This is a genomic window from Pediococcus claussenii ATCC BAA-344 (assembly GCF_000237995.1).
Lineage (GTDB): Bacteria > Bacillota > Bacilli > Lactobacillales > Lactobacillaceae > Pediococcus > Pediococcus claussenii.
The window spans coordinates 1-20955 of sequence record NC_017019.1 but is presented as its reverse complement, the minus strand read 5'-3'; the positions used below and the strand labels follow the sequence as shown (position 1 = coordinate 20955).

Below are 20955 nucleotides of genomic sequence, written 5' to 3'. Positions count from 1 at the left end.
TTAACCTCACTTATTTTTGTAAATAGATTGCTAAATCGTGTTCAATAAACTGCCGCCAAGCGGCCTGGGACTTAATCCGGTATAGTGGCAAAACAGCTGGAATCTTCGGCCCAGTGGCAGTTTGAGCTTGTAAGGCCGCTGCTAAATTCGCTGACTGCGTTAATTCTTGTTCATGATGCCATTCATCGGTACCCACGGTGTGTTCACGCGCCACCCGCAATAGGGCTGTTTGATCTAAGCCCCACATGTGGGCGAATACCGACGTTTTTTTGACCAATTGTCTCTGGGCATAATCAGCCACCAACTCCCGAGCATTCAACGCTACTGGCGCTTTATTTTGGTCACTCTGTTGCTGAGACTGTTGCATTTGTTGCTCAATATAGGGCATGGCTTCGCGAATTAATTGAGCCTGTTGCGGTTGCGTTTCCGCTAATTTATTCAAACTAGCCTGTACTTTGGCACTGTTTTGCAGGTAATCTGTCATATGCGCTTGGGCTTGATCAGGCGTCGAGTACCGTTGCTGTTCATCAATCCAATCTTGAATTAATTGCGTCAAATAATCATAATCCACCAAGACGACTGAACCAACGGCTAGGGAAAAGTCTAAGGCAGCTAATTCTTCGGGGACTTTCTCAGGCTCTTGGTTAGTAACCGCCGCTTTAATCCGCAGATATTTACCCGTATAGGATTCTACTTCGGGCTGAGCAATACCAAAAGTCTTTTCGCTGTTCTCCCAAGTGAAATCGTTGTACATGGATAAGGAATTCAATTGTTGATTCACTTGGCGAAAGGCTTTCACAAACTGTACCTTAGCAGTGGCTCCTTTCAGGTCATCGGCCGCCGTCGGCGTCGGGGCAATGGTTTTTAAATCGACCACGGCCTTTTGAAATTTTAAGACGGCCTGCTGATACGTGGGACGAATGATGACATTAAACGAGCCTTCGCCACTATATAACTTGTAAGCTTCACGTTCATTAGCTTCCATGATTGCCGGCACCCGAAAGGTCACAATTTGGCCTTCTTGTTTTAATTCCCGGTTTTGGAGCCGGTTGGTGCGTGAGTAGGCTTGAATAAGTTCTTGATAGGCTAAGGTGCGGTCAACAAAGAGCGTGTTTAGCCGAGGGGCATCAAAGCCTGTTAATAAACGGCGTACGACAATCACTAAATTTATTTCTTGATCCGTTTGTAAATGAGCAAAGACCGCCTCACGCCGAGCAGCCCGTTTTGCGACATCTTCGTTATAGAGATTCAGATCGGCTAAATCAAAATTAGTGTGATACTGCTGATTATAATCTTTTAAAATGGTGGCCATTTGGTCATGTTTGTGCGCACTCTGATCTTCGTTTTCACTTAATGAATAAGTAATCGCAATCCGGGGCCAATCAGGATCTAGCTGATTGTGAGTAGTCTTTTTAGCGGCTTTAAAGGCTTGATAATAGCGTTGCGCCATTTCAATGGAACTGGTGGTCAAAATAGCATTGTAGTTGCCATGACCCAAACTCGTTTTACGCGGGCCTTTTTGTAAAATATATTGAACAACTTGGTTAATATGTTCATCGGTCTCAAAGTCAGCCGGAGTTAAATACGTTTCTTCCAAGTCCTTGACTGACATCGCTTGAATCTTGGCTTGAATTTTTGCTTCATCAGCTGTACTCAGCAGGCGGCCTTGCTTATCGCGACGTGCTTTGACGCGCTGGGTTTCTTTCTCGAGGGCCCGGGTTATTAACGTATCTTTGCCAATTGTTGTTACATGTTCGACGTTAAACGGTAACACGGCTTGGTCCTCTAAGGCATCTCGCAAGTTATAAACGTGACAGACTTTACCAAATAGCTCCTCAGTCGTGACCGCTAGATCACCCTTGAGCTGTTTCTTATTTTCATTAAAGATGGGGGTGCCGGTGTAACCATACCAATTACTATTGACAAACGCTGCCCGAATTTCCTTTTGCATCTTACCAAATTGCGACCGGTGGGCTTCATCAACAAAGAAGATCACCCGTTGCTTTAAAGTTTTACTAAAGCGGGATTGCTTACCGGTTGCCAGCTGGGCTTGCGTTTTTTTGACCGCCCGATGGAGCTTTTGAATCGAGGTGACCAAGACCTTACCGTCATTTTGTTGCAATTTACGCATTAAATCACCGGTGTTTTGGGCTTCGTTAATGGCAATATCATCATTGGCGGCATAGGCACTAAAGTTGCTGGTTGTCTGTTCGTCTAAATCCCGCCGGTCAACTAAGAAGATGACCTTATCGACACCGGGATCTTGCGCAGCTAATTTAGCGGTTTTATATGAGGTGAGTGTTTTACCAGAACCCGTGGTATGCCAAACAAAGCCATCTTGATGGTCATGAATCCGGTGCATCACGGCTTCAATCGCATAAATCTGATAAGGCCGTAAGAGAATTAAGCTCTGACGTTCTTGGTCGATGACCGTATATTCACTGACCATTTTGTGGGCCATGGGAATATTAAGGACTTGGCGCGTAAACGCTAAGCCGTTTTCCACGGGGTGATTATCCCGCGTTCGCCAATTGAACAAAAAGGCTTTATTGAAATGATCCGGTTCGGCATTCGCAAAATACGCCGTACTATCCGGCGTCATAATCACAAACATTTGCAACAGCGAGTAAATTCCCGTATATTTACCTTCCTGCGCGTATTTTTCAATTTGATTAAAAGCCTGGTTAAGTTCGACCGTGGCTTTTTTTAGTTCCAATTGAATTAAGGGTAACCCATTAATCAATAGGGTTACGTCAAAACGGCGATCAGGATCGACATCTTGAGTACCAGCTAACCGTGGTCGCACTGCTTGCCGTACCACTTCATAACTAGATTTACCGCCAGCAACGTCCGCTTTCCAAAACAACTCGAGCGTCACCGTGCCCAGCTTAGCATCATCACGTTCAACTTCAACTTTGCCAATGCCATTTTCGGCGGCTAGTAACTTAGCTGCTTCGTAAGGTGTCCGGACCTCAATCGCCCGTTTAACCTGATTAAATTCGGTATCAGTTAAAGGGTGTCCCTGCAATTTAGCATAGTTATTGTTATTTAATTTATCGCGAAAATTAGCCCATAATTGATCCGGCGTCGCACCATACAGGTCTTTTCGTTCCACCCATTGATTACTTCCGGTCGTTAAGGTTTTAACAACTTCTTTTTCAAATGACAGTTCCAACATAAAAATAGTCCTTCCCCCTTTAAATTACTCACTAGTTTATTATACGCGAACCAATTGGCGTTTAGGCTTCATAATTTAATATAGCTGGGATAGAATAAAGCTGAAAAAGATAAACAACTAAAAAATAGGAAACTAATATTGAGCTAACCATTAAATTCGAAACCTCTGTTCCAATAAATTTAATATGAACCTCATAATGTAAATTAAAAAAAATATATCGCAATGTTCTTGCTTGCGGTATGTCTCGCTCTTATCTGAATAAGATGACATTCAATCTTATCAACAATATAACTAATATAACAAAAGCAAATTAAAACATTCACGAAACAGAATTTGAAAATAACACCAGAGAAAAAATATTTTCAAGCTACTAATAAACACATCAAATTAAGCTCAATTGGCGTTAAAAGCCAATTTTTTCTCGATTAAGATCGAATAATCATGAATGTAACATGGTAATTGCGTTACATTCATGAGATTTCTGCTATCTTAAAAGTTAAGGAGGACTATTAAATTGCAATTTGCTAATGTGTTACGAAAAAGAAGAAAAGAACTGCACTTAACCCAACAACAATTGGCTGATAAATTACATGTGACACGTCAAACGCTATCACGCTGGGAAAACAATTTAAGTTATCCAAATTTAGACACATTAGTAAATTTAAGTGAATTTTTAGCTGTTCCTCTAGATATTTTACTTAAAGGTGATGGAAATTTGATGGTTAACAAAATTAGTCAGGACGTACGAGACAAAGACAAGTATAAACGCTATTTGATGATTGTTTCAGCGATCTTTATTCTTATATTTTTATGGTTAAGTGTATTAGGATACGGACGTGCTAGCCAAAATGAATGGATTGATCGTTTCAATCCTTTTTTAAGAGTTCAATATGGTTATGCGGTACTACCTAACCAGGTTCCAGAGAAGAGAGAAAAGACAACTATCATTGATAGTGATGGTAAAAATAAACATGTTGCTGCTGTTAAAACCCCGCAGCAAGTTGATGCGTTTGTAGCTGATGATCCTTTTGGGAGTGGTAGTTGGCTAAAGTTTTATACCGGACAATATAGTTCTAAACAGCGTTGGGCACTTGTTGCTCATAAAGGCTCCTATGTTTCAAATGTTCGTCTAGTCTCTCGTGCGCAAATTCCTCTAATGATGCGTGAACAAACTGGGAATCATTATGTAGCTTACGATGTTCATGCAGAAAGACGGATTACTAAACGATTTCTGTGGTGGCCGTTCAATTAAAAAAATTAGTATTGATTAGTCACATTCTGTATATGAAGTGTTAGGTTATTAGGGTATCGACTCATTACCGGTGTAAGACGAAGCCTAGCAAATAAAGTGTTAAGAAAAATACGGAGAGCTAGAACTTTATAGCTTCTCCGTATTTTTAAAGGACACATTGCGAATTTCTTGTAGTGGGATAAACCGATCAGCGTCAATCACAATATCATTGGCATTGTAGCCATGGATCAAGGTGGTGATATCTGGCAAATGACGGTTGTTTTGGTCAACCGTTTTTAATTGAATGGTCACTGGTTGCTGACGCTGATATGCGTCCGCCAATACCTCGGTAATTACTGCTAAGGATTGTTGAGGTCGTGGAACGTATATTTCATTCAACTGCTGGTTCTGTTGGTTTAAAGCGGCAGTATGATCGGATAAATAGAAGCCCTGCCATTTCATCATGCCCCGGTCATGATAATCATGTTCAAAAAAATGCTTAACCGTGTCTAAGTCAAATTCTTGGTTATTCAAGTGGTACCCGCTTTCTTTGAATCAGCTTTTGGCTTGCCGGCCAGCGTTCCCCAGTAAAGCCAACAAATTCGATTGTTAGTTTTATATCTTGTCGTAATGCTTTTAACAGCTTTTCTAAATCAGCTAAATCATAGTGTGCTAATTTATGTAAGGGAACGGATTGCAAGCGCTCATTAGCCCGTTGACTGTTAAAAAACAGATTATAGGTCTGATCGTAGGTATCATTAGTCAACATTAACCAATAGCGGGTTTTGGGACGCCGCTTAAACAATAGGGTTAACCGCCCCTTAATAATCTCTATATCGCTATTCATAGCTATTGCCTCCATTATGTCCGCCCACTAGTGAAGCCCGCTTGATAGCGGTGCCTCCCTTTAATAAACTGGTCGCGTAAACTAATTTGGTGAACCCAAATTTCCGGTGAATTTCATCAATCACCTGGTTTAACCGGCTATGGCGAATTTGGTTGCGCGGGGTTTCAAATAAATTAAGTTGTTGGCCGGAGTTGGCACTTAGTTTACTGCTATAAACACCAATATTCCGGACAGCTTGACCGTCCCAATTCTGACGGAATAACCACAATAATTGTTGCGTCAAAACTTGATTGTCATTAGTTGGTTCAATTTTTAAAGCCTGGTTAAAGCCACCGCGACCATCTGCTTCAGCTGCGGCATAGGAAAACCCAATGCTTAGCGATAGACACCCCGCCAGTTTATGGTGGTGCCGAAGCCGCGCCGCCACCTGTTCCCCAATTTCTTTAATGACGGTTTCAATTTCGACTTGGTTAAAATAATCTCGTGGCAATACTTGCGAATTACCCAGGCTAGCTGCTTTAACCTTAGTTGGTTCCGTAACTTGCGCGCGATCAATTCCCCAGGCCGTAGCAAATAACTGGCTACCAATGACGCCAAGCTGCTGTTTGAGTAAATAAGGGTTGGTATGGGCTAGCTCATACATATTGTGAATGTGAAGGCGGTTCAAACGTTTCGCCATACGGGGGCCAATCCCCCAAACGTCCGTTAATTCGTTGATTGACCAAATCTTATCTGGCACAGTTTCGTAATGGATTTCACCGATCAATTCATGATTATGTTTAGCGTAAAGGTCTAAGGCTAATTTAGCTTGCACCGGATTGTCACCAATTCCCACGGTGGTATACAAGCCTAGCTTTTGCCGAACTGTCTTTTGAATCAAGCGTGCCACTTCGCGAACGGAATTGCCAAACAGCCGCCAAGTATGGGTCATATCAAGAATGCTTTCATCAATTGAATACGGCCAAACCTCTTTTTCAGTAGTAAATTGATGAAAGATCTGATTGATCTGCAAATTACGTTGAATATAAAGGTTCATGCGCGGTGGCACGACCCACAACCTCGGGTCATTGGGTAAGTCACGTTTACGGGAGACGTTGGCTTTAAGATGAAATAAGTGCTTAGCTTCGGGTGACGTGGCTAAAATGAGTCCGCCATTGGTATTTTCAGCTTCACTAAGGACCACCAATGGGACTTTTAAGGGATTTAGCCCCCGGGAAACGGCTTCGCAACTAGCATAAAAGGACTTGTTATCGATTAAGAAGAACACGCCATGCGGTTCATCATCAAAAAACATTTAGATCACTTCCGTTAGCTTTTACCTGTATTGTAGCATATAAAGCAAACATGTGTTCCCTAAAAACTGGCAGAAAGCTGATTAAAAATAGTCGAAAGTCCATTATAGTCATGCTATAATGTAGACAGAAAAAGGGAAGCCCCGAGTGAACAGGGCTTCCCATGTAGAGCCGTTTAAGACGGTGGCAGATTCTAACGATATTTAATAACCGCTAGCTTGCCAGAGCTAAGGCGGTTATTTTTTTGCTGACTTTTGATCAGCTCAACACTCAATGCAATTAAGGCCACGGTAAAGGTACCGAAAGCCAGCATTAATTGTAAAGCGTCCGACACGGACACTTAGGCTACTCCTTTCTTTAGGATTAATGGGCTTTAAAGGTTTAACACCATAAGCACCACCTTCGATAGGAAATAGCCACCGCCTTAACTTCTCTACAAACTTTAATTATACATAGAAAATCAAGATCAACCAAGTCAACAAGTCTGGATTATGAAGTGGGAAAAATTAGGCTTATATTTAATGTTGTTTGATTATAATGACAGTATAAAAAATTTATGCATGAAGGTTTGGCTATGGAATACACGAAAAAACAGATTAAATATAATTGGAAAAAAGATATTGAAGATTTTGCTTACAAGCTTCAATATCCCTTTGATGAAAATTATAAAAATCATCTTGCAAAAAGTTTATCAGCTATTCCTGAGGAATCATCGGATACAAAGAGTTCTCTTACAAGCTATAGTGAGGCTACTAACTACAACGCCCCTATTGGCCAGGAGTATGATGATTATCAATACTCGTATGAAGAGGGATATTTTAAAGCTTTTAAGCTTGTAATTGCTGGATCGAGCAATGATTCAGAATCTTTTTTAATGCCAGCATTATTTCTTGCCAGGCATTATATAGAGCTAAGTTTAAAAGACGAGATAACTAACGTATCAATTGCTACAGGAAGTAAATTTAATATTGGTAATAAAGAGAGCCATTGTTTGACTGAATTGAGCAATTCATTTAAAAAGTTATTAGACGAAAATGATCTCAATATTTTACAGGAAAGATTTTTTGATATTATAGAGTCCATTGATAAGCTAAGTCCAAAAAGTGATGAGTTTAGATATACAACTGATGTCAGTGGTAAATATAATTTACCAATTGACTTCACTTACGATAAGGAATCCCCTAGCGTAATTAACCTAATAGTTCTTGGGCAATATTTAAATTATATATATTTACATTTATATAGTTTGTATTTCATATTAGAAGACAACGAAGAATCCATTTTGGCAGATACTGTTTTCGAAAACCCATATGTTAAAGGCCTACTGTATGGAGTAGTTCACTCAAATATTAGTAAAACACTTAACAAATCTTGCGAAGATCAGATTGCCTCAAAAATAAAGAACTGCATTTCAAGTGTAATATCTAATAATGATTTAAAAATTGAAACTAGCGATATTAAAGTTGATAAAGTTGATGATGGTTATCAAGTATTATTGGATAGCTCAAAACTGTTTATGATTTTTAAGAATGATGAATCATGGCTTTTAAAAACAAGACAATTAATTAGATGAAGACAAAGTTTAAACTCAAAAGCGGCCAATAGGGTATACCCTAGTGGCCTTTTCTATTTCTGTGCTATACTAGGAATTACAAGTGTTCATTAGAACTGTCCAAAATGAGAATTGGAAATGGCTAAAATCGGTTATGCGCGTGTGAGTTCCAAGGAGCAACATTTAGATCGACAGTTAGCGGCTTTAAAAGACGTTGATAAATTATTTACGGATAAATTAAGTGGGGCTAACACTAATCGGCCAGAACTGCAAAAAATGCTGGCCTATATTCGTGAAGGTGATATTGTAATGGTCACTGAATTAGATCGCTTAGGCAGAAACAACCATGATTTGACTAAGAAGCTGTCTAAAATCTCTTAAGTAATAGTGCTAAAAACGCTGAAGAAACCAGGGATGTCAAAATTGAGGATGGCAAGTTCGTCAAAATTGCCGCCTCAATTCAACCCAGCGACGGTGAGCAGGTGATTGACGCCACCGATAAACTATTGTTGCCGCCTTTTGTGGATCCCCATGTTCATTTGGATGCGACCCAAACGGCCGGTGATCCTGAATGGAATCAATCCGGCACCTTATTTGATGGCATTCGAATTTGGAGTGAGCGAAAGAAAAAGCTGACGATTGATGATGTCAAGACGCGGGCAAAAAAGGCCCTTAAGATTCAGGTTGCCAACGGGATTCAATTTGTCCGCAGCCATGTTGATGTGACCGATCCCGATTTGACGGCTTTAAAGGCTTTAATTGAGGTCCGTGACGAGGTTGCCGATCAAGTGGAACTCCAGCTGGTGGCCTTTCCCCAAGAAGGCATTTTATCCTACCCAAATGGCAAGGAATTGATGATTGCCGCTGCCGACATGGGAGCCGACGTGATTGGCGGGATTCCCCACTTTGAATTTACCCGCGACTACGGCGTTGAGTCACTCAAATTCTTGATGAAAGTTGCCGAAAGCAAGGGCAAACTGGTCGACGTTCACTGTGACGAAATTGATGACCCGGCTTCACGGAATCTGGAAGTTTTGGCCACCTTGGCACTTGAAAGCGGCATGGGCGACAAGGTTACCGCCAGTCACACCACTGCTATGGGTTCGTACAACGACGCCTATACTTACAAGTTGTTTAGACTCCTGAAAATGTCTCACATCAATTTCATTGCCAATCCGTTAGTGAATACCAACCTTGGCGGTCGCTTCGATACCTATCCAAAGCGCCGGGGGATGACTCGGGTTAAAGAATTATCCGAGGATGGCATCAACGTTGCCTTTGGTGAAGATGACATCAAGGATCCTTGGTATCCCATGGGCAATGGTAACATGCTCGACCCGGTTGAAATGGGGATTCACGTTGGCCATTTGATGGGGTACGACGATATTATGAATTCCTATCAGTTTATTACGACCAACGGTGCCAAGGCGATGCATATCACTGGCCACTACGGGATCTAGGTCGGTAAACCGGCTAATTGTATCATTATGAATAATGACAATTTCTACAGCGCCTTAAATGAACGCTCAGAAATTCTTTACTCCATTCATAATGGTAAGATTCTGGTTCAAACTGAGCCCAAACAAGTCAAAAACTATTTCGAAGATTAATTTAAAAGCACTCAGCCTTTTGACACACATTGCTGCGTCGGCTGGGTGCTCTTTTTGAATTGTGGGGGATTTCCAAGGTCATTGGTTGCCATTTCTCTGGAAATATGACACACTTTGATTGATGAGACACGAATTGGGGGATGAATGCGGTTTGGATATTTTATACTGTGGAGATGACCACATGTTTTCGGGGTTGATTATTTCAATCCTCTCACTGACAAAACACGCGCAAGAACCACTCAACATCTACATTTTAACTGGACAATTGTATAATCGTCATCAGCAATTTCAAGCGCTGACTGACGATCACGCAGCCTTTCTGACTCAACTGGTCAAGCGGGAAAATGTCGATAGTGGCGTTACCAAAATTGACATTACCACTCAGTTTGAGGCGGATTTGCCCAAGGCGAACATCAACACGTTATTCACGCCCTATAGTATGTTGCGGCTGTATAGTGATTTGGTGCCGCAATTTTCCGATCGGATTCTGTATTTGGACGCTGACGTTGTGTGTCGCCGGCCGTTTGAAGATTTTTATCATCAATCACTGGCAGGAACTGATTTTGTTGGCGTATTGGATCATTACGGTCGTTGGTTCTTCCATCATCAACAGAGAGCATTTGATTACATTAACTCGGGGATGCTCCTGATGAACCTGGATATGATCCGACAAGACAAATTACTGGCCCGCTGCCGGGAATGCTGCCGAAAATGGCCGATGATTATGCCGGACCAGTCCGCGATGAATAAGCTGGCCAAGCACAAGGCTTTTGCCCCTGAAAAATACAATGAGCAGCAGGATGTTCAATCTGACACCGTTTTTCAGCATTTCTCCACCCGCTGGAAATTATGGCCGATCGTCCACACGGTTTCGGTCAAGCCTTGGGAAGTTGATAAAGTTCACCAGCAACTTCATTTGCATGAATATGATGATATTTTAGCCGAGTATCAGGAGATTATGGCTGAATTGGATGCTGAAGGGGAATTGAAAACTGAGTGAGGGTGCGATGCGAGATGTGTTGCTCTTAGAATCTTAATGAACGAGCTGATTATTCCTGTTTTTGGAATGATTGGCTCTTTTTATATTTTGTCTTGATTGGATTGGTGTGCAGGAAGTGGAAGAATTATCGATTGGTTGGTGGGGTTAGGGGATTTTGAGATCCCTCCGGCCTTTAAAATACGCTCCGACGCAACTGAGGCTAACTTCTAAGTGCACTTTAATTAAAGTCCCAAACCCAGGGACTTCAATCAAAGTACCCTTAGAAACCGCCTCACCCGTTGCTCGTCGCGCTCTGATTTTTCACATACTCCCTATACAAAGGAGTCGTTTTCACTAACTGTTGGTGGGTTCCCTGGCCCGTTACCCTGCCGTTTTCTATGAAATAAATTTCGTCGGCGTTGGTAATTGTGCTTAGCCTGTGGGCGATCACCAATGTTGTTCGATTGGCCATCAACTGGTCCAGCGCTTTTTGGACCATCATTTCGGACTCGGAATCCAGGCTCGCCGTTGCTTCATCCAACATTAAGATTTTTGGATTACGCAGGAAGGCCCGGGCAATCGCCAATCGTTGGCGTTGGCCCCCCGATACCTTGACTCCACGCTCACCGACTTCCGTGTCCAAGCCCCGAGGCATCTTCTGGACAAATTGCGTTGCGTAAGCCATTTCCAAGACATGCCAAAGCTGTTCATCGGAAAAATGCCCCGGCAAACCATAGGTTAAATTGTAACGAATCGTTCCAGACATGATCGCAGCGTCTTGGCCGACCAGGCCGATTTGCTGGCGCCAATCGGCAAGTTGAATATCAGTAATATTGGTATTGCCAATCGTGATGCTGCCCTCGTTAGGTTCATAAAAACGTTCAATTAAGCTGAAAATGGTTGATTTGCCACCGCCGGATGGTCCGGCAAAGGCAATGACCGAATTGGGTTCTGCCGTAAACGACACGTCGGATAAAATGGGGTGATGCTGATCATAAGAAAAACTGACGTGGTTCATCTGAAGTGTTTGATCGCCAATATCCAAATCCGTTCCAGTCAGACGATCTTCTTCATGAGTTTGCAATAATGCCTGGATTCGAGTGGTTGAGCCACTTGCCTTGGCAACATCAGACATGAATTGGCCGAGAACCGCAAATGGACTAATCATTTGAACCAGGTACATCAGAAATGAAAATAAGGTCCCAATATCAATGGCACCTTCCCGAACCCGGATCGCACCATAGCCCAGAATTCCCAGGACCATGGCCATCATGACCATGCCCATTACAGGTCCGGCAATTGAATCATAGATCGCTTCTTTTAACCCGATGCGATAAAGGCGATACATCCGTTTATCGCCGGCTGTTCGTTCTAAGTTTTCTGCGGTAGACGATTTGACTAGACGGACTTCGCCCAGCATTTCACCGGCTTTACCATTGAGATCTGCCAGTGCGTCCTGTCTCGCTCTGGCAACTTTGTGGGATTGGCGGACAATTGGCAGCAGGCAGATCAAGACGAGCGGAACGGCGATAAACATAATGATAGCCATCCGCCAGTCCATGATGAGCATTAAGACCAATGCGCCAACCAGTTGCAGAATCGAAGTTGCGGTTTTGGGAACCGAATTGGCCAACAGTTCCTTGACCTGTGTGGAATCATTGACCAACCTGGACGTTATTTCGCCAGATTTGGTTTGGTCAAAATAACCCACCGGCAGGGTTAAGATTTTATCCCAAAGTGTTGTTCGCAGCTTATAGACGACGTCTTCACCGAAGAAGCCTAAAATACTGCCGGAAAAGGCTCCAATAATGGTACTGAAAACGAATAGTAAAATGACGGCAACGATTAGGCCGACATCCATTGAATGACCGATTGAGTTGATGATCCCCTTGGCGATGCCGGGAACCATCAATTGCATCGCCGTTGCGACAACTCCTAGAAAAAAGCCAAGCAGCAGTTGCCAGTAACGGGGGTGAATTCGGTTGATTAGGCCCATAAATGTTTTAAAGTTAAACTTGGTATTGTTCTTGGACTGAGCTTGCATCAAAATTATCCCCTAAATCCTTCTAATGATGTGTATACATCCATTGTTATCCCAAATATCCTAGCATAGCAAGCCTTAATTTTACACCAATTTCATCATTTAAAGGGCGATTTTTAGTGAATTGCCCTTTTTAAACGTCCCGTATGATAAAATAATGTCATATTTGTGGTAGAATGGTTCTGTTCATGATTTTAACTTCTCGGAAGAAAGGATGACATTGGTAATGACTAAACGGACATCAAAAGTGTTTACGTATCATGATTTTGATGATGACGTGGTCTTTACCAAAAATCAAAATGCCACCATTCCTGAGGGCTACATTTGGCTGCATCAAAATTGGTTTTACCGCGTAACGGCGACGGTCGTCTACTGGGTGGCGGTTGTTGTCAGCTTCGTTTATTGTCGGCTGTATTTGCGGACGTCTTTTCGAAACAAACGGTGTCTGCGCACCCAAGGCAAACGGGGCGCCTTCATTTATGCCAACCATACCCAGCCGCTGGGGGATGCACTTTTACCGATGCTGGTCGCAATACCCCGGCGGGCGTATCCGATTGCGGAACCTGCCAACCTTGGTATTCCAATCGTCGGTCGTCTCTTGACGATGGGTGGTGCGTTGGTCCTACCCGCGAAATTATCACAAATGATCCAATTCCAGCGGGCGATGAATGCTCGATTGGACCAGCATCAACGAGTGTTTATCTATCCCGAAGCCCATGTTTGGCCGTATTACACCAAGATTCGTCCGTTTCCAGTTGGCGCATTCCATTATCCAGTCGCTGCCGACCTGCCCAGCTACAGCATGACGATTACATATCAAAAAGGCCGACTGTTGAGCCGACCCAAGCAGGTGGTATACTTCGACGGTCCGTTTATGCCGGACAAGTCACTTCCGCGTAAACAACGCCAACAAAAACTCCACGATCAGATTCATGCCCAAATGGTGACCCGCAGTCACCAAAGCAACGTGTCATTTATGACCTACCAGCATCAATCACATTGATTTAAGGGGGATTCATTATGGAAAATCAAACCGTGCCAATTTTTTACGCTGTCGATGACAATTATGCACCTTATCTGGCAGTTTCACTGGCTTCACTGGTCGCGCATACATCACCGGACAGGCATTACCAGGTGATTGTGTTGTGTGATGATCTCAATACCGACAATCAAGGGCGGCTTAAAGCCTTTGAAACGGACAACCTCAAAATTCAGTTTGTTTCAATTAATGACCGCTTGAAGCAAGAAATTACTGATAAGAATAACAAACTACGCAGTGACTACTTTACCTTTACAATTTATTTCCGGCTGTTTATTGCTGAATTGTTCCCCAAATTGGATAAGGCGCTCTACCTGGATGCGGACACGGTGGTTTTAAAGGACGTGGGTGAATTATTTGATACCCAGCTGGGGGATAACCTGGTTGGCGCAGTGCCGGATCACTTCATCGGCCACACTCCGGAAACGATTGACTATGCTGAACAAGCCGTTGGGATTGATTCACAGAAATACGTTAATTCCGGCGTGTTGTTGATGAACCTGGCTGAAATGCGCCGTTCAAAATTCGCTGAACACTTTTTGCAGCTCTTGAACAAGTACCATTTCAAGAGTTTGGCCCCGGATCAGGACTACATGAATGCCATCGCGAGAAATCGAATTTATTATTTGAACCCGTCATGGAACATCCAAATCACCACGCCACAGGATGTTGACCCCTGGCTGATTCACTATAACTTATTTGCCAAGCCGTGGCGCTATGATGATGCCCCTCGACAAAGCTATTTTTGGACCTATGCCAAACAAACCGATTACGAGACCATGTTAAAACAGCAGCTCGCAGATATGAATCCTAAAGAAGTTGCCCGTGATCAGAAGAATCAGTCCGATTTGATTCAATTAGCCGTTGATATTATTAAGACCCCAACGACATTTTACGCAAGGGCCAAGCAAGGAGTAAAAATTGCCCTATGACTTTTACACCGGTAAAGCTTGGCGAGCGTGACAAAGTGATTCAAAACATTGCTGAAAACGTCCGTCAGGGAAAATTTAATCAAAAAGTCGAACTACATGATCCAGTACTGACACTTACCGAGCAGCATGAGGTGTTGGACCACTTCTTGAAGCTTCACCAAACTAAACGTTATCATTGGCGGGCAGCCGAAGCCCGGTCGGTCATGAATATGGCTGCGAGGATGATGAATCCCAATTTAAAAGTTGAGGGGACTGACAATTTAAAGGCATTGGAATGGCCGGCAATCATTACCTGTAACCACTTTAGCCCGATTGACAGCCTGCTGGTTCGATCAGCCCTGAATCAACCTGATTTGTCGATTGTCGTTGAGCTCACCAACCTTAAAATGCCCGGGATGCTGGGATTTTTGATGACATACGCTGATACGATACCTGTCAGCGACAGCGTCAATTACATGGGCAAGGGGTTTATTGCCCTTTTGCAAAGTAGCTTGGCACGCAAACAGTCAATTCTAATTTATCCGGAACGGGAAATGTGGTTCAACTATCGCAAACCGCGGCCGCTTGAACGGGGAGCGTACTACTACGCCGTTAGATTGAATGTGCCAATCGTGTCCTGCTTTGTTTCGATGGTTGACGCCCCGACCAAATCGGATCCGCATGGCATCAATTATACGGTCCATGTGTTACCGCCAATTTATCCGGATGCGGTCGAAAAGTCGGCCACATCACAGCGGGAAGCTGCCGAAAAGATGCGCCAAATTGATTACCAACAAAAAGTTGCTGCCTATGAAAAGGCCTATGATCGTCAATTCACTAAGGATTTTAGTCCAGACGACATTGCTGGTCATTATCAATAACTAAATGGACAACAAAAAGGCATGACCGTGAACAAAATGATCTTTCATTCACAGTCATACCTTTTTTAGGATCGAATAACGAATTAGTTAGGTAGATTGCAAATTAATTCAAAACAAACTGTTCAATTTAAGTGTACCCTAAATGGACAAAAAGCAGTATAATCAACTTATGAAGAAAAGCTTAGGTTCTGCTTGGGATAACAAGCAGTTCTTTGTTTTTGTCAAACTGTCTAATTAGAGTGTCTAAATAGAATGCAGTAGGGTGGAGGAGACTGATCCTCTGAAAGGAGAGTTATTGATGAAAGTTGGTTATGCGCGAGTTAGCTCAACTGATCAAAATTTGGCCCGCCAAATTAAAGCCTTGAAAGTGGCTAGATGTGAGAAAATCTTTGAAGAAAAACAATCGGGCAAATCGACCCAAAACCGACCAGAATTACAGGCGGCGATTGCTTATGTGCGGCAAGGAGATACATTAGTAGTGGCCTCATTAGATCGGCTTAGTCGAAACTATGACGACGCCAGTGATATAATCAAGCAGATCAGAGATAAACAGGTTAGAATGGAAGTCTTAGATGCCCCATTTCTTTCAATGCAGACTGGAGATTCAGATATGGACAAATTTATGTTTGATATGCTAACCAAGCTGTTAGCTTATATGGCGCAAACTGAGCGAAAAAAGATTCGGGAACGTCAGCGGCAAGGAATTGAGATTGCCAAAGCCAATGGGAAATATCGAGGGACTCGGCCCGCTTACGCCGCAGACGCACCTAACCCACAAAAACGGTTTATCTACCATCGTATCGTTGATCAATTAAGAAACAAAGCAACCGGTGCCCCAATTAGTTATCGAGCGATTGCGGCTGAAACCGGCGTCTCGGTGCAGACAGTGATTAATATTAAAAATCGGATGAATCAGATGTTATCTGAGAAGAAAACTTTTAGCTCGCGAGATTAGTTAAAAAAAAGGGGAATAAGATGATTGATATTAATTATGGTAACTATACGCTTTTTCAATACCTAATCATTGCATTTACTTTGTTTCCAATTGAAATTATTCATTCATGGTTAATTGTAATGATTTATTTGGTTATTACTTTAATAACTTTAAGCACGTTATCAAAACTTTTTGAACGTAGGCATCCGTGTTACAAAGAAAAAAAGTCATGTGACAACGGTGCCATGGTTACGCACATCACTTGCCGTCTTATCCACTGCAATGTTATTTGTCATATTATTAGTTAAAGATAGTAGCATAGGTTTTTTAACCTGCTACGCATTAATTGCAGCGCCTCACGTAATTTCAGCATACTTTTCAATCCCTAGAAGGTCACATTTTTAAATAAGATGTTAAATAGGTGCATTCTGAGAACACGTTCAACTTTAATAACTGGTGTTTCCCCATCTTCTCGCTCTTCTCTTTGCGTAGAATTTACAGACAGGAGAATAACAGGATAAAAGATATGATAGTCAAGACGGTTTCATTTAATCAAATATATTTGATATATTTGATATATTTGATATGTTTCGTGATAGATAAAGAACAACAAGGCAAATAAATATAGCTAGTATATTAAGTATATTTAATATACTAGCTATATTTATTTGCCTTGTCGCATATCATAAATTATTTTTTCAGAGTCGCTAAGAGTATCGCGATAAGCTTCCATGGCGACTTTGACAACCTCGTACATTGGCATATCTTTTGCATAGCTGATATTTCGAACCATATCGGCAACCGGAGGATCGACTTGTATAGGCTGCCTATCTTTGGCCTTATATTGTTTTTCACCATAAGTAATCTTTGCATCGTCATCAATAATGGTTGGCTTGTTCCGATTATCTTCTGTGTTTTGTTTATTGTTCTTTTTATTCAGCAACGCCATTTATTTCGATCTCCTTGCCAAGTGGTAATGTAATATTTTCAAGTGCATCAAAATATTTTGATTGATAAGTAAAGTTTTCAACATCTCCAGTTTTCTCAAATGAGGAAATTCGAGCCTCTAGTTCACAAAATAGATCGGCAAAGAGCCCAAACATTTTTCGATCATTATAATCTTCGAGTGAGACACCATCTTCGCCAAAATTTTCTAAACGGTCGTGATTTTTGATAATAGTGTGGAACACGTTATCGCGTCCATAAACTTCAACAGTCTCTCTATAGTTTTCGATTTGTCGCTTCTTATGAGAAGTTAAAAGTGCGGGCAATACACCTGCAACTTGAAAGTGTGCTTCTTCAGGAAAATTATCTAACATTGGTTGTAGGTATTTCCCAATGAAATTACTTGTTCCTTCCATCGCCATTTTACGAACTTCTTGTACGGCAATGATATAATCAGAAGCCATAATTATTGCATCAACGACTGTGTCAGTGGAAGGAGCGACGTCAAAAAAAATATAGTCGTAATCGTATTTGATTTCATCTACCATTTTTACCAAATATAAATATCTGTCTCGTTTACTCTTCGAGTTATCGATAATCGTATCAGTAAGCTCGTGTTCGGCAATTGAACCTGCAATGAAATCGAAATTTTTTGTTAGTGGAAAGATTGCATTTTTTAAAGTTCCACTTTGTACTGCCTTTACAAAGGACTGTGGGAAATGACGTTGATTAAAAGTTCTTTTTACATTACTTGTAGTATTAGCTTGCAAATCGACATCAATCAAGAGAACTTTTTGATTGAACAATGAAGGTTTACTTGCCGTTATTGCAAGAAGGTCGGTGTCAGTGGTTTTACCGACGCCACCTTTCATATTTGTTAAGACCACTACTCGTCCTTTTCTCATTGTAATTACCTCTCAAAATATATTTAGTATATTTAATATAGTAGATATACTCGCTATATCGAATATACTAAATATAGCAAATATAGCAAGTTTTGTCAAAAATATATTTTGATAAGTTTACCTTTACATCATTTCTTTGCTCGGTTATACTCTAGGTATATTCAAAAATAAGAGAATACAAAAAAAGAATAAAAGAAAAGCACCACCCAACTGCAATTGGGAAGCGCTCGACAAAATCTCTTTCAACTAAGAAGATTATACCAGCAAATTGGTAAGATGTCGAGAATGGTGTGATTTCAAAACGGTAGGGGACAAGCTGCCGGGTAAAGACTAAGGGGACACGTGTGGTGAGCGACTTCTGTGCAAATTCACTGGATCTATTCACTTAGATCCGTAGGCGGTAATTTTAAAGTTTATTCGGGGGTAGTCGGACTACTTCCACCTTAAGCAACTTGGCATAACGCTAAGTTGCTTTTTTGTCTGCGCTTTTTCATTTTCTATGTATTTTCTATTAAGCTAACTTAGGTGTTTATTTTGAAAGGAGGTGAGCTCACCATGTACGATTTAAAGACGGTTCAGGCTGCACAAAGACTGGTATTACACGATTCACTACATACATATAAAGTTAAAAATAGTAGTTTTAATATTGCCGGACAAGTGATGGAAACCCCTACAAAGAAGGGGGCCATTGCGCTCTTCAGCAGTAAGGATTCCATGCAAAAAGCCCATGGTGTGGTTATCACCTCTTTTGAAGGCCTGGAGGCCATTGCTGATCGGATGACTCATTGGACACCTAACACCTTTAACTGGCTGGGCTACACGCAGAACAGGGGGAGCGTTCGTGGTCACCGAGAAGCTAACTTAGCTCAGATTAATACCTTGGTCGTTGATATTGATTTTGCTGAAGCGCAAGAACGCGATGCTCGGGAGCGGGAAGTTTTGGGTGCGGTCACGGTTGCCGACTTATTCATTCCCACGATGATTTTGCGGACTGCGAAGGGGTTCCATATCTACTACGTTTTTGATCAGCCTATGTTTTTACGGAAGAAGCGCGGCCAGTTTCCAGTTTTGAAAGCGGCCCAGAAAATGTCTAGTTTTGTGCGGCAGTGGATTCAACAACGGGTTACTGGGGTCGATGTGGGCTGCAATAATTTTGGCATTTTCCGAATTCCGCGTCAGGATAATCTGATTTTTTTTGATGCTAATATGTTGATCCAGGTGAGCGCTCTGATGAAGTGGTCACAGTATTATGCTGCTCAAGTTCCCGTCACGGACCAAATGGGAGATCAGGTGATTTCATTGTCTTCTGATGAGGGCCGTCAGGTTGATCAAGCTTGGTTTAAAGCGTTATTGAAAGTGACGACAGTCAAATCAGGCCATGGATTAGCCCGTCATAACACTGTTATGACGCTAGCTTTAGCGATGTATCAATCTAAAATTTCTCAGCAGCGTGCGAGAGACGTGCTTGACGTCTTTAATTCAAATTTACATGACCCATTGGTCGATCGCGAAGTTGTACAGTGCGTCAGAGACGCTTATTCAGGTGACTATCGGGGGGCCGCACTGAGTTATGTTCAAGGACTATTGGATCAATGGGTGCCTAATTTTTCAGGTAAAGTCGTTGTGGGGATTGGCTGGCATAAATTTGCTAAGCCACGTGCCGAACGACAATACAGCCATGCTAATGAATGGCGTAACGATGTGCTTGCGTTGATTAATCGAATGGGTAGTTCTGCTGCTTCGGTTGCCATGTCAACGCGTCAAATTCAGGCTGAGTTAGGGATTTCTCCGGCGAGTTTGAATCGGGTTATGAAGCAATTACAAGCAACTTCGCAATTGAAGCGGGTGCAGCGTGGTAACCAGCCGACTTTATTGACGACGGTGACCATGTTATTTAAGTCGGCTATGGTGAGACGTCAGGCTCAAAGTCAAGCGTGGACGGGGTATTTAACTACACTAATGCCAACTGTAAGCACAAATAGTTATGAGCCAACAGTTCTCACTTCAACTGAGATGCAAGCGGTGAGTGGTGATTCAGCGCCACCGTGGGTAATGGAGACGAGGAGAAGAACGGGGTGAAAAGTGCTGCTATCAATTGCCATAGGTATATATCTAGAATAGGCTTGTTGCTGTTTGAGGGTATTGCTACTTAGGGGTCTTGTGTGTGGACTCACAAAAATAGCTTGGCAAATTTTAGGAAGTGCGGTAAACTATAGTCAGTCAAAAGGGAACGTATGTTCTTGATATGGCAAACTTAATAGTTTTATTATTTTTTGTGTCAGTATTGTCTGACTGTGCTTTTAAAGTTGTAAAGTAAATAGCACAGTGCCTGTTGATTTATTTATCAGGGCACAAAAAAAGAGGGACCAGCTCCCAAAGTCTTGTCAAGAATTGGCGTTCCTGACAAGATGGCGAAGTTGGTGCCGCATAACGTGATCAGACACGTTAGCGACCGTTGCCCTCCTGACACAGCCTAGCACGTCTTGGAAACGATAGGCCATGTCAAAACCATTATATCATTGCTAGGTCGTTCTTACGATACTCTTATTTACGAATTCGAGAGAATACTGGTTGATGGTTAGTTTTAACGCGTGATTAACGGGTTAAGTG

16 protein-coding genes and 2 pseudogenes are annotated in these 20955 nt (G+C 42.1%); 10 read left to right on the top strand and 8 right to left on the bottom strand.

The features are described from left to right. Positions 1-10: 10 nt before the first annotated feature. Positions 11-3178 carry a type I restriction endonuclease subunit R gene (locus PECL_RS09595; RefSeq protein WP_014386912.1) on the bottom strand — a complete coding sequence of 1056 codons (3168 nt, stop codon included), beginning with the start codon at positions 3176-3178 and terminating at the stop codon, positions 11-13. Positions 3179-3692: 514 nt separating this feature from the next. On the opposite strand from PECL_RS09595, the gene PECL_RS09590 reads away from it, so the two are divergent. After that, on the top strand, positions 3693-4430 hold the full coding sequence (locus tag PECL_RS09590) for a helix-turn-helix domain-containing protein (RefSeq protein ID WP_014386911.1): 738 nt from the start codon (positions 3693-3695) through the stop codon (positions 4428-4430). 126 nt (positions 4431-4556) lie between these two features. On the opposite strand, the gene PECL_RS09585 is transcribed toward PECL_RS09590, so the two are convergent. The 4 genes from PECL_RS09585 to PECL_RS10430 all read right to left on the bottom strand — a co-directional run bounded on the left by PECL_RS09585 (position 4557) and on the right by PECL_RS10430 (position 6861). After that, positions 4557-4943 carry a hypothetical protein gene (locus PECL_RS09585; RefSeq protein WP_014386910.1) on the bottom strand — a complete coding sequence of 129 codons (387 nt, stop codon included), beginning with the start codon at positions 4941-4943 and terminating at the stop codon, positions 4557-4559. Continuing rightward, on the bottom strand, positions 4936-5256 hold the full coding sequence (locus PECL_RS09580; protein ID WP_014386909.1) for a hypothetical protein: 321 nt from the start codon (positions 5254-5256) through the stop codon (positions 4936-4938). Before PECL_RS09580 ends, PECL_RS09585 begins: the two co-directional genes overlap by 8 nt. Continuing rightward, positions 5249-6550, bottom strand: coding sequence for a Y-family DNA polymerase (locus PECL_RS09575; protein ID WP_014386908.1), 1302 nt, complete (start codon positions 6548-6550; stop codon positions 5249-5251). The genes PECL_RS09580 and PECL_RS09575 overlap by 8 nt, the downstream gene beginning before the upstream one ends. A gap of 191 nt (positions 6551-6741) precedes the next feature. Then, a complete protein-coding gene (locus PECL_RS10430) occupies positions 6742-6861 on the bottom strand; it encodes a putative holin-like toxin (protein WP_148265582.1) in 120 nt (39 codons plus the stop codon). A 261-nt stretch (positions 6862-7122) separates the two neighbouring features. Between PECL_RS10430 and PECL_RS10330 the strand changes: the two genes are divergently transcribed. The 4 genes and pseudogenes from PECL_RS10330 to PECL_RS09550 all read left to right on the top strand — a co-directional run bounded on the left by PECL_RS10330 (position 7123) and on the right by PECL_RS09550 (position 10710). Beyond that, complete coding sequence (locus PECL_RS10330) at positions 7123-8121, top strand: hypothetical protein (protein WP_231952074.1); 999 nt, start codon at positions 7123-7125, stop codon at positions 8119-8121. Positions 8122-8238: 117 nt separating this feature from the next. Then, positions 8239-8475, top strand: a pseudogene (locus PECL_RS09560) (recombinase family protein); the annotation flags it as partial. Between the two features lie 17 nt (positions 8476-8492). Then, positions 8493-9710 (top strand): annotated as a pseudogene (gene codA / locus PECL_RS09555) (cytosine deaminase); the annotation flags it as partial. 151 nt (positions 9711-9861) lie between these two features. Further along, positions 9862-10710 (top strand): glycosyltransferase, encoded by an 849-nt coding sequence (locus PECL_RS09550; protein WP_267878802.1) that lies wholly within the window; start codon positions 9862-9864, stop codon positions 10708-10710. A gap of 271 nt (positions 10711-10981) precedes the next feature. Here the strand turns inward: PECL_RS09550 and PECL_RS09545 are convergent, their stop codons facing one another. Beyond that, complete coding sequence (locus PECL_RS09545; protein ID WP_014386903.1) at positions 10982-12733, bottom strand: ABC transporter ATP-binding protein; 1752 nt, start codon at positions 12731-12733, stop codon at positions 10982-10984. 223 nt (positions 12734-12956) lie between these two features. Between PECL_RS09545 and PECL_RS09540 the strand changes: the two genes are divergently transcribed. The 4 genes from PECL_RS09540 (at position 12957) to PECL_RS09525 (ending at position 16516) form a co-directional block, all read left to right on the top strand. Next, positions 12957-13733 (top strand): 1-acyl-sn-glycerol-3-phosphate acyltransferase, encoded by a 777-nt coding sequence (locus PECL_RS09540; protein WP_014386902.1) that lies wholly within the window; start codon positions 12957-12959, stop codon positions 13731-13733. Between the two features lie 17 nt (positions 13734-13750). Continuing rightward, positions 13751-14701, top strand: coding sequence for a glycosyltransferase family 8 protein (locus PECL_RS09535; RefSeq protein ID WP_014386901.1), 951 nt, complete (start codon positions 13751-13753; stop codon positions 14699-14701). Further along, positions 14698-15561 (top strand): lysophospholipid acyltransferase family protein, encoded by an 864-nt coding sequence (locus PECL_RS09530; RefSeq protein ID WP_014386900.1) that lies wholly within the window; start codon positions 14698-14700, stop codon positions 15559-15561. Before PECL_RS09535 ends, PECL_RS09530 begins: the two co-directional genes overlap by 4 nt. 298 nt (positions 15562-15859) lie before the next feature. Continuing rightward, positions 15860-16516, top strand: a complete 657-nt coding sequence (locus PECL_RS09525) for a recombinase family protein (protein WP_014386899.1) — start codon at positions 15860-15862, stop codon at positions 16514-16516. A 643-nt stretch (positions 16517-17159) separates the two neighbouring features. Here the strand turns inward: PECL_RS09525 and prgO are convergent. Then, the gene (prgO, locus tag PECL_RS09520; protein WP_014386897.1) at positions 17160-17444 is read right to left on the bottom strand and encodes a DNA segregation protein PrgO; all 285 of its coding nucleotides are present in this window, start codon (positions 17442-17444) and stop codon (positions 17160-17162) included. After that, positions 17428-18345 (bottom strand): ParA superfamily DNA segregation protein PrgP, encoded by a 918-nt coding sequence (gene prgP / locus PECL_RS09515; protein WP_041534823.1) that lies wholly within the window; start codon positions 18343-18345, stop codon positions 17428-17430. The genes prgO and prgP overlap by 17 nt, the downstream gene beginning before the upstream one ends. Positions 18346-19122: 777 nt before the next feature. Here prgP and PECL_RS09510 point away from each other — a divergent pair. Further along, complete coding sequence (locus PECL_RS09510; protein WP_233421579.1) at positions 19123-20424, top strand: primase C-terminal domain-containing protein; 1302 nt, start codon at positions 19123-19125, stop codon at positions 20422-20424. Positions 20425-20955 lie beyond the last annotated feature (531 nt).

What these genes read in the sequence shown, in the direction of transcription:
- prgP (WP_041534823.1), bottom strand. Translation starts at nt 18,345, where the DNA reads ATGAGAAAAGGACGAGTAGTGGTCTTAACAAATATGAAAGGTGGCGTC.
- PECL_RS10430 (WP_148265582.1), bottom strand. Translation starts at nt 6,861, where the DNA reads ATGCTGGCTTTCGGTACCTTTACCGTGGCCTTAATTGCATTGAGTGTT.
- prgO (WP_014386897.1), bottom strand. Translation starts at nt 17,444, where the DNA reads ATGGCGTTGCTGAATAAAAAGAACAATAAACAAAACACAGAAGATAAT.
- PECL_RS09535 (WP_014386901.1), top strand. Translation starts at nt 13,751, where the DNA reads ATGGAAAATCAAACCGTGCCAATTTTTTACGCTGTCGATGACAATTAT.
- PECL_RS09545 (WP_014386903.1), bottom strand. Translation starts at nt 12,733, where the DNA reads ATGCAAGCTCAGTCCAAGAACAATACCAAGTTTAACTTTAAAACATTT.
- PECL_RS09510 (WP_233421579.1), top strand. Translation starts at nt 19,123, where the DNA reads ATGACTCATTGGACACCTAACACCTTTAACTGGCTGGGCTACACGCAG.
- PECL_RS09530 (WP_014386900.1), top strand. Translation starts at nt 14,698, where the DNA reads ATGACTTTTACACCGGTAAAGCTTGGCGAGCGTGACAAAGTGATTCAA.
- PECL_RS09525 (WP_014386899.1), top strand. Translation starts at nt 15,860, where the DNA reads ATGAAAGTTGGTTATGCGCGAGTTAGCTCAACTGATCAAAATTTGGCC.
- PECL_RS10330 (WP_231952074.1), top strand. Translation starts at nt 7,123, where the DNA reads ATGGAATACACGAAAAAACAGATTAAATATAATTGGAAAAAAGATATT.
- PECL_RS09595 (WP_014386912.1), bottom strand. Translation starts at nt 3,178, where the DNA reads ATGTTGGAACTGTCATTTGAAAAAGAAGTTGTTAAAACCTTAACGACC.
- PECL_RS09580 (WP_014386909.1), bottom strand. Translation starts at nt 5,256, where the DNA reads ATGAATAGCGATATAGAGATTATTAAGGGGCGGTTAACCCTATTGTTT.
- PECL_RS09575 (WP_014386908.1), bottom strand. Translation starts at nt 6,550, where the DNA reads ATGTTTTTTGATGATGAACCGCATGGCGTGTTCTTCTTAATCGATAAC.
- PECL_RS09540 (WP_014386902.1), top strand. Translation starts at nt 12,957, where the DNA reads ATGACTAAACGGACATCAAAAGTGTTTACGTATCATGATTTTGATGAT.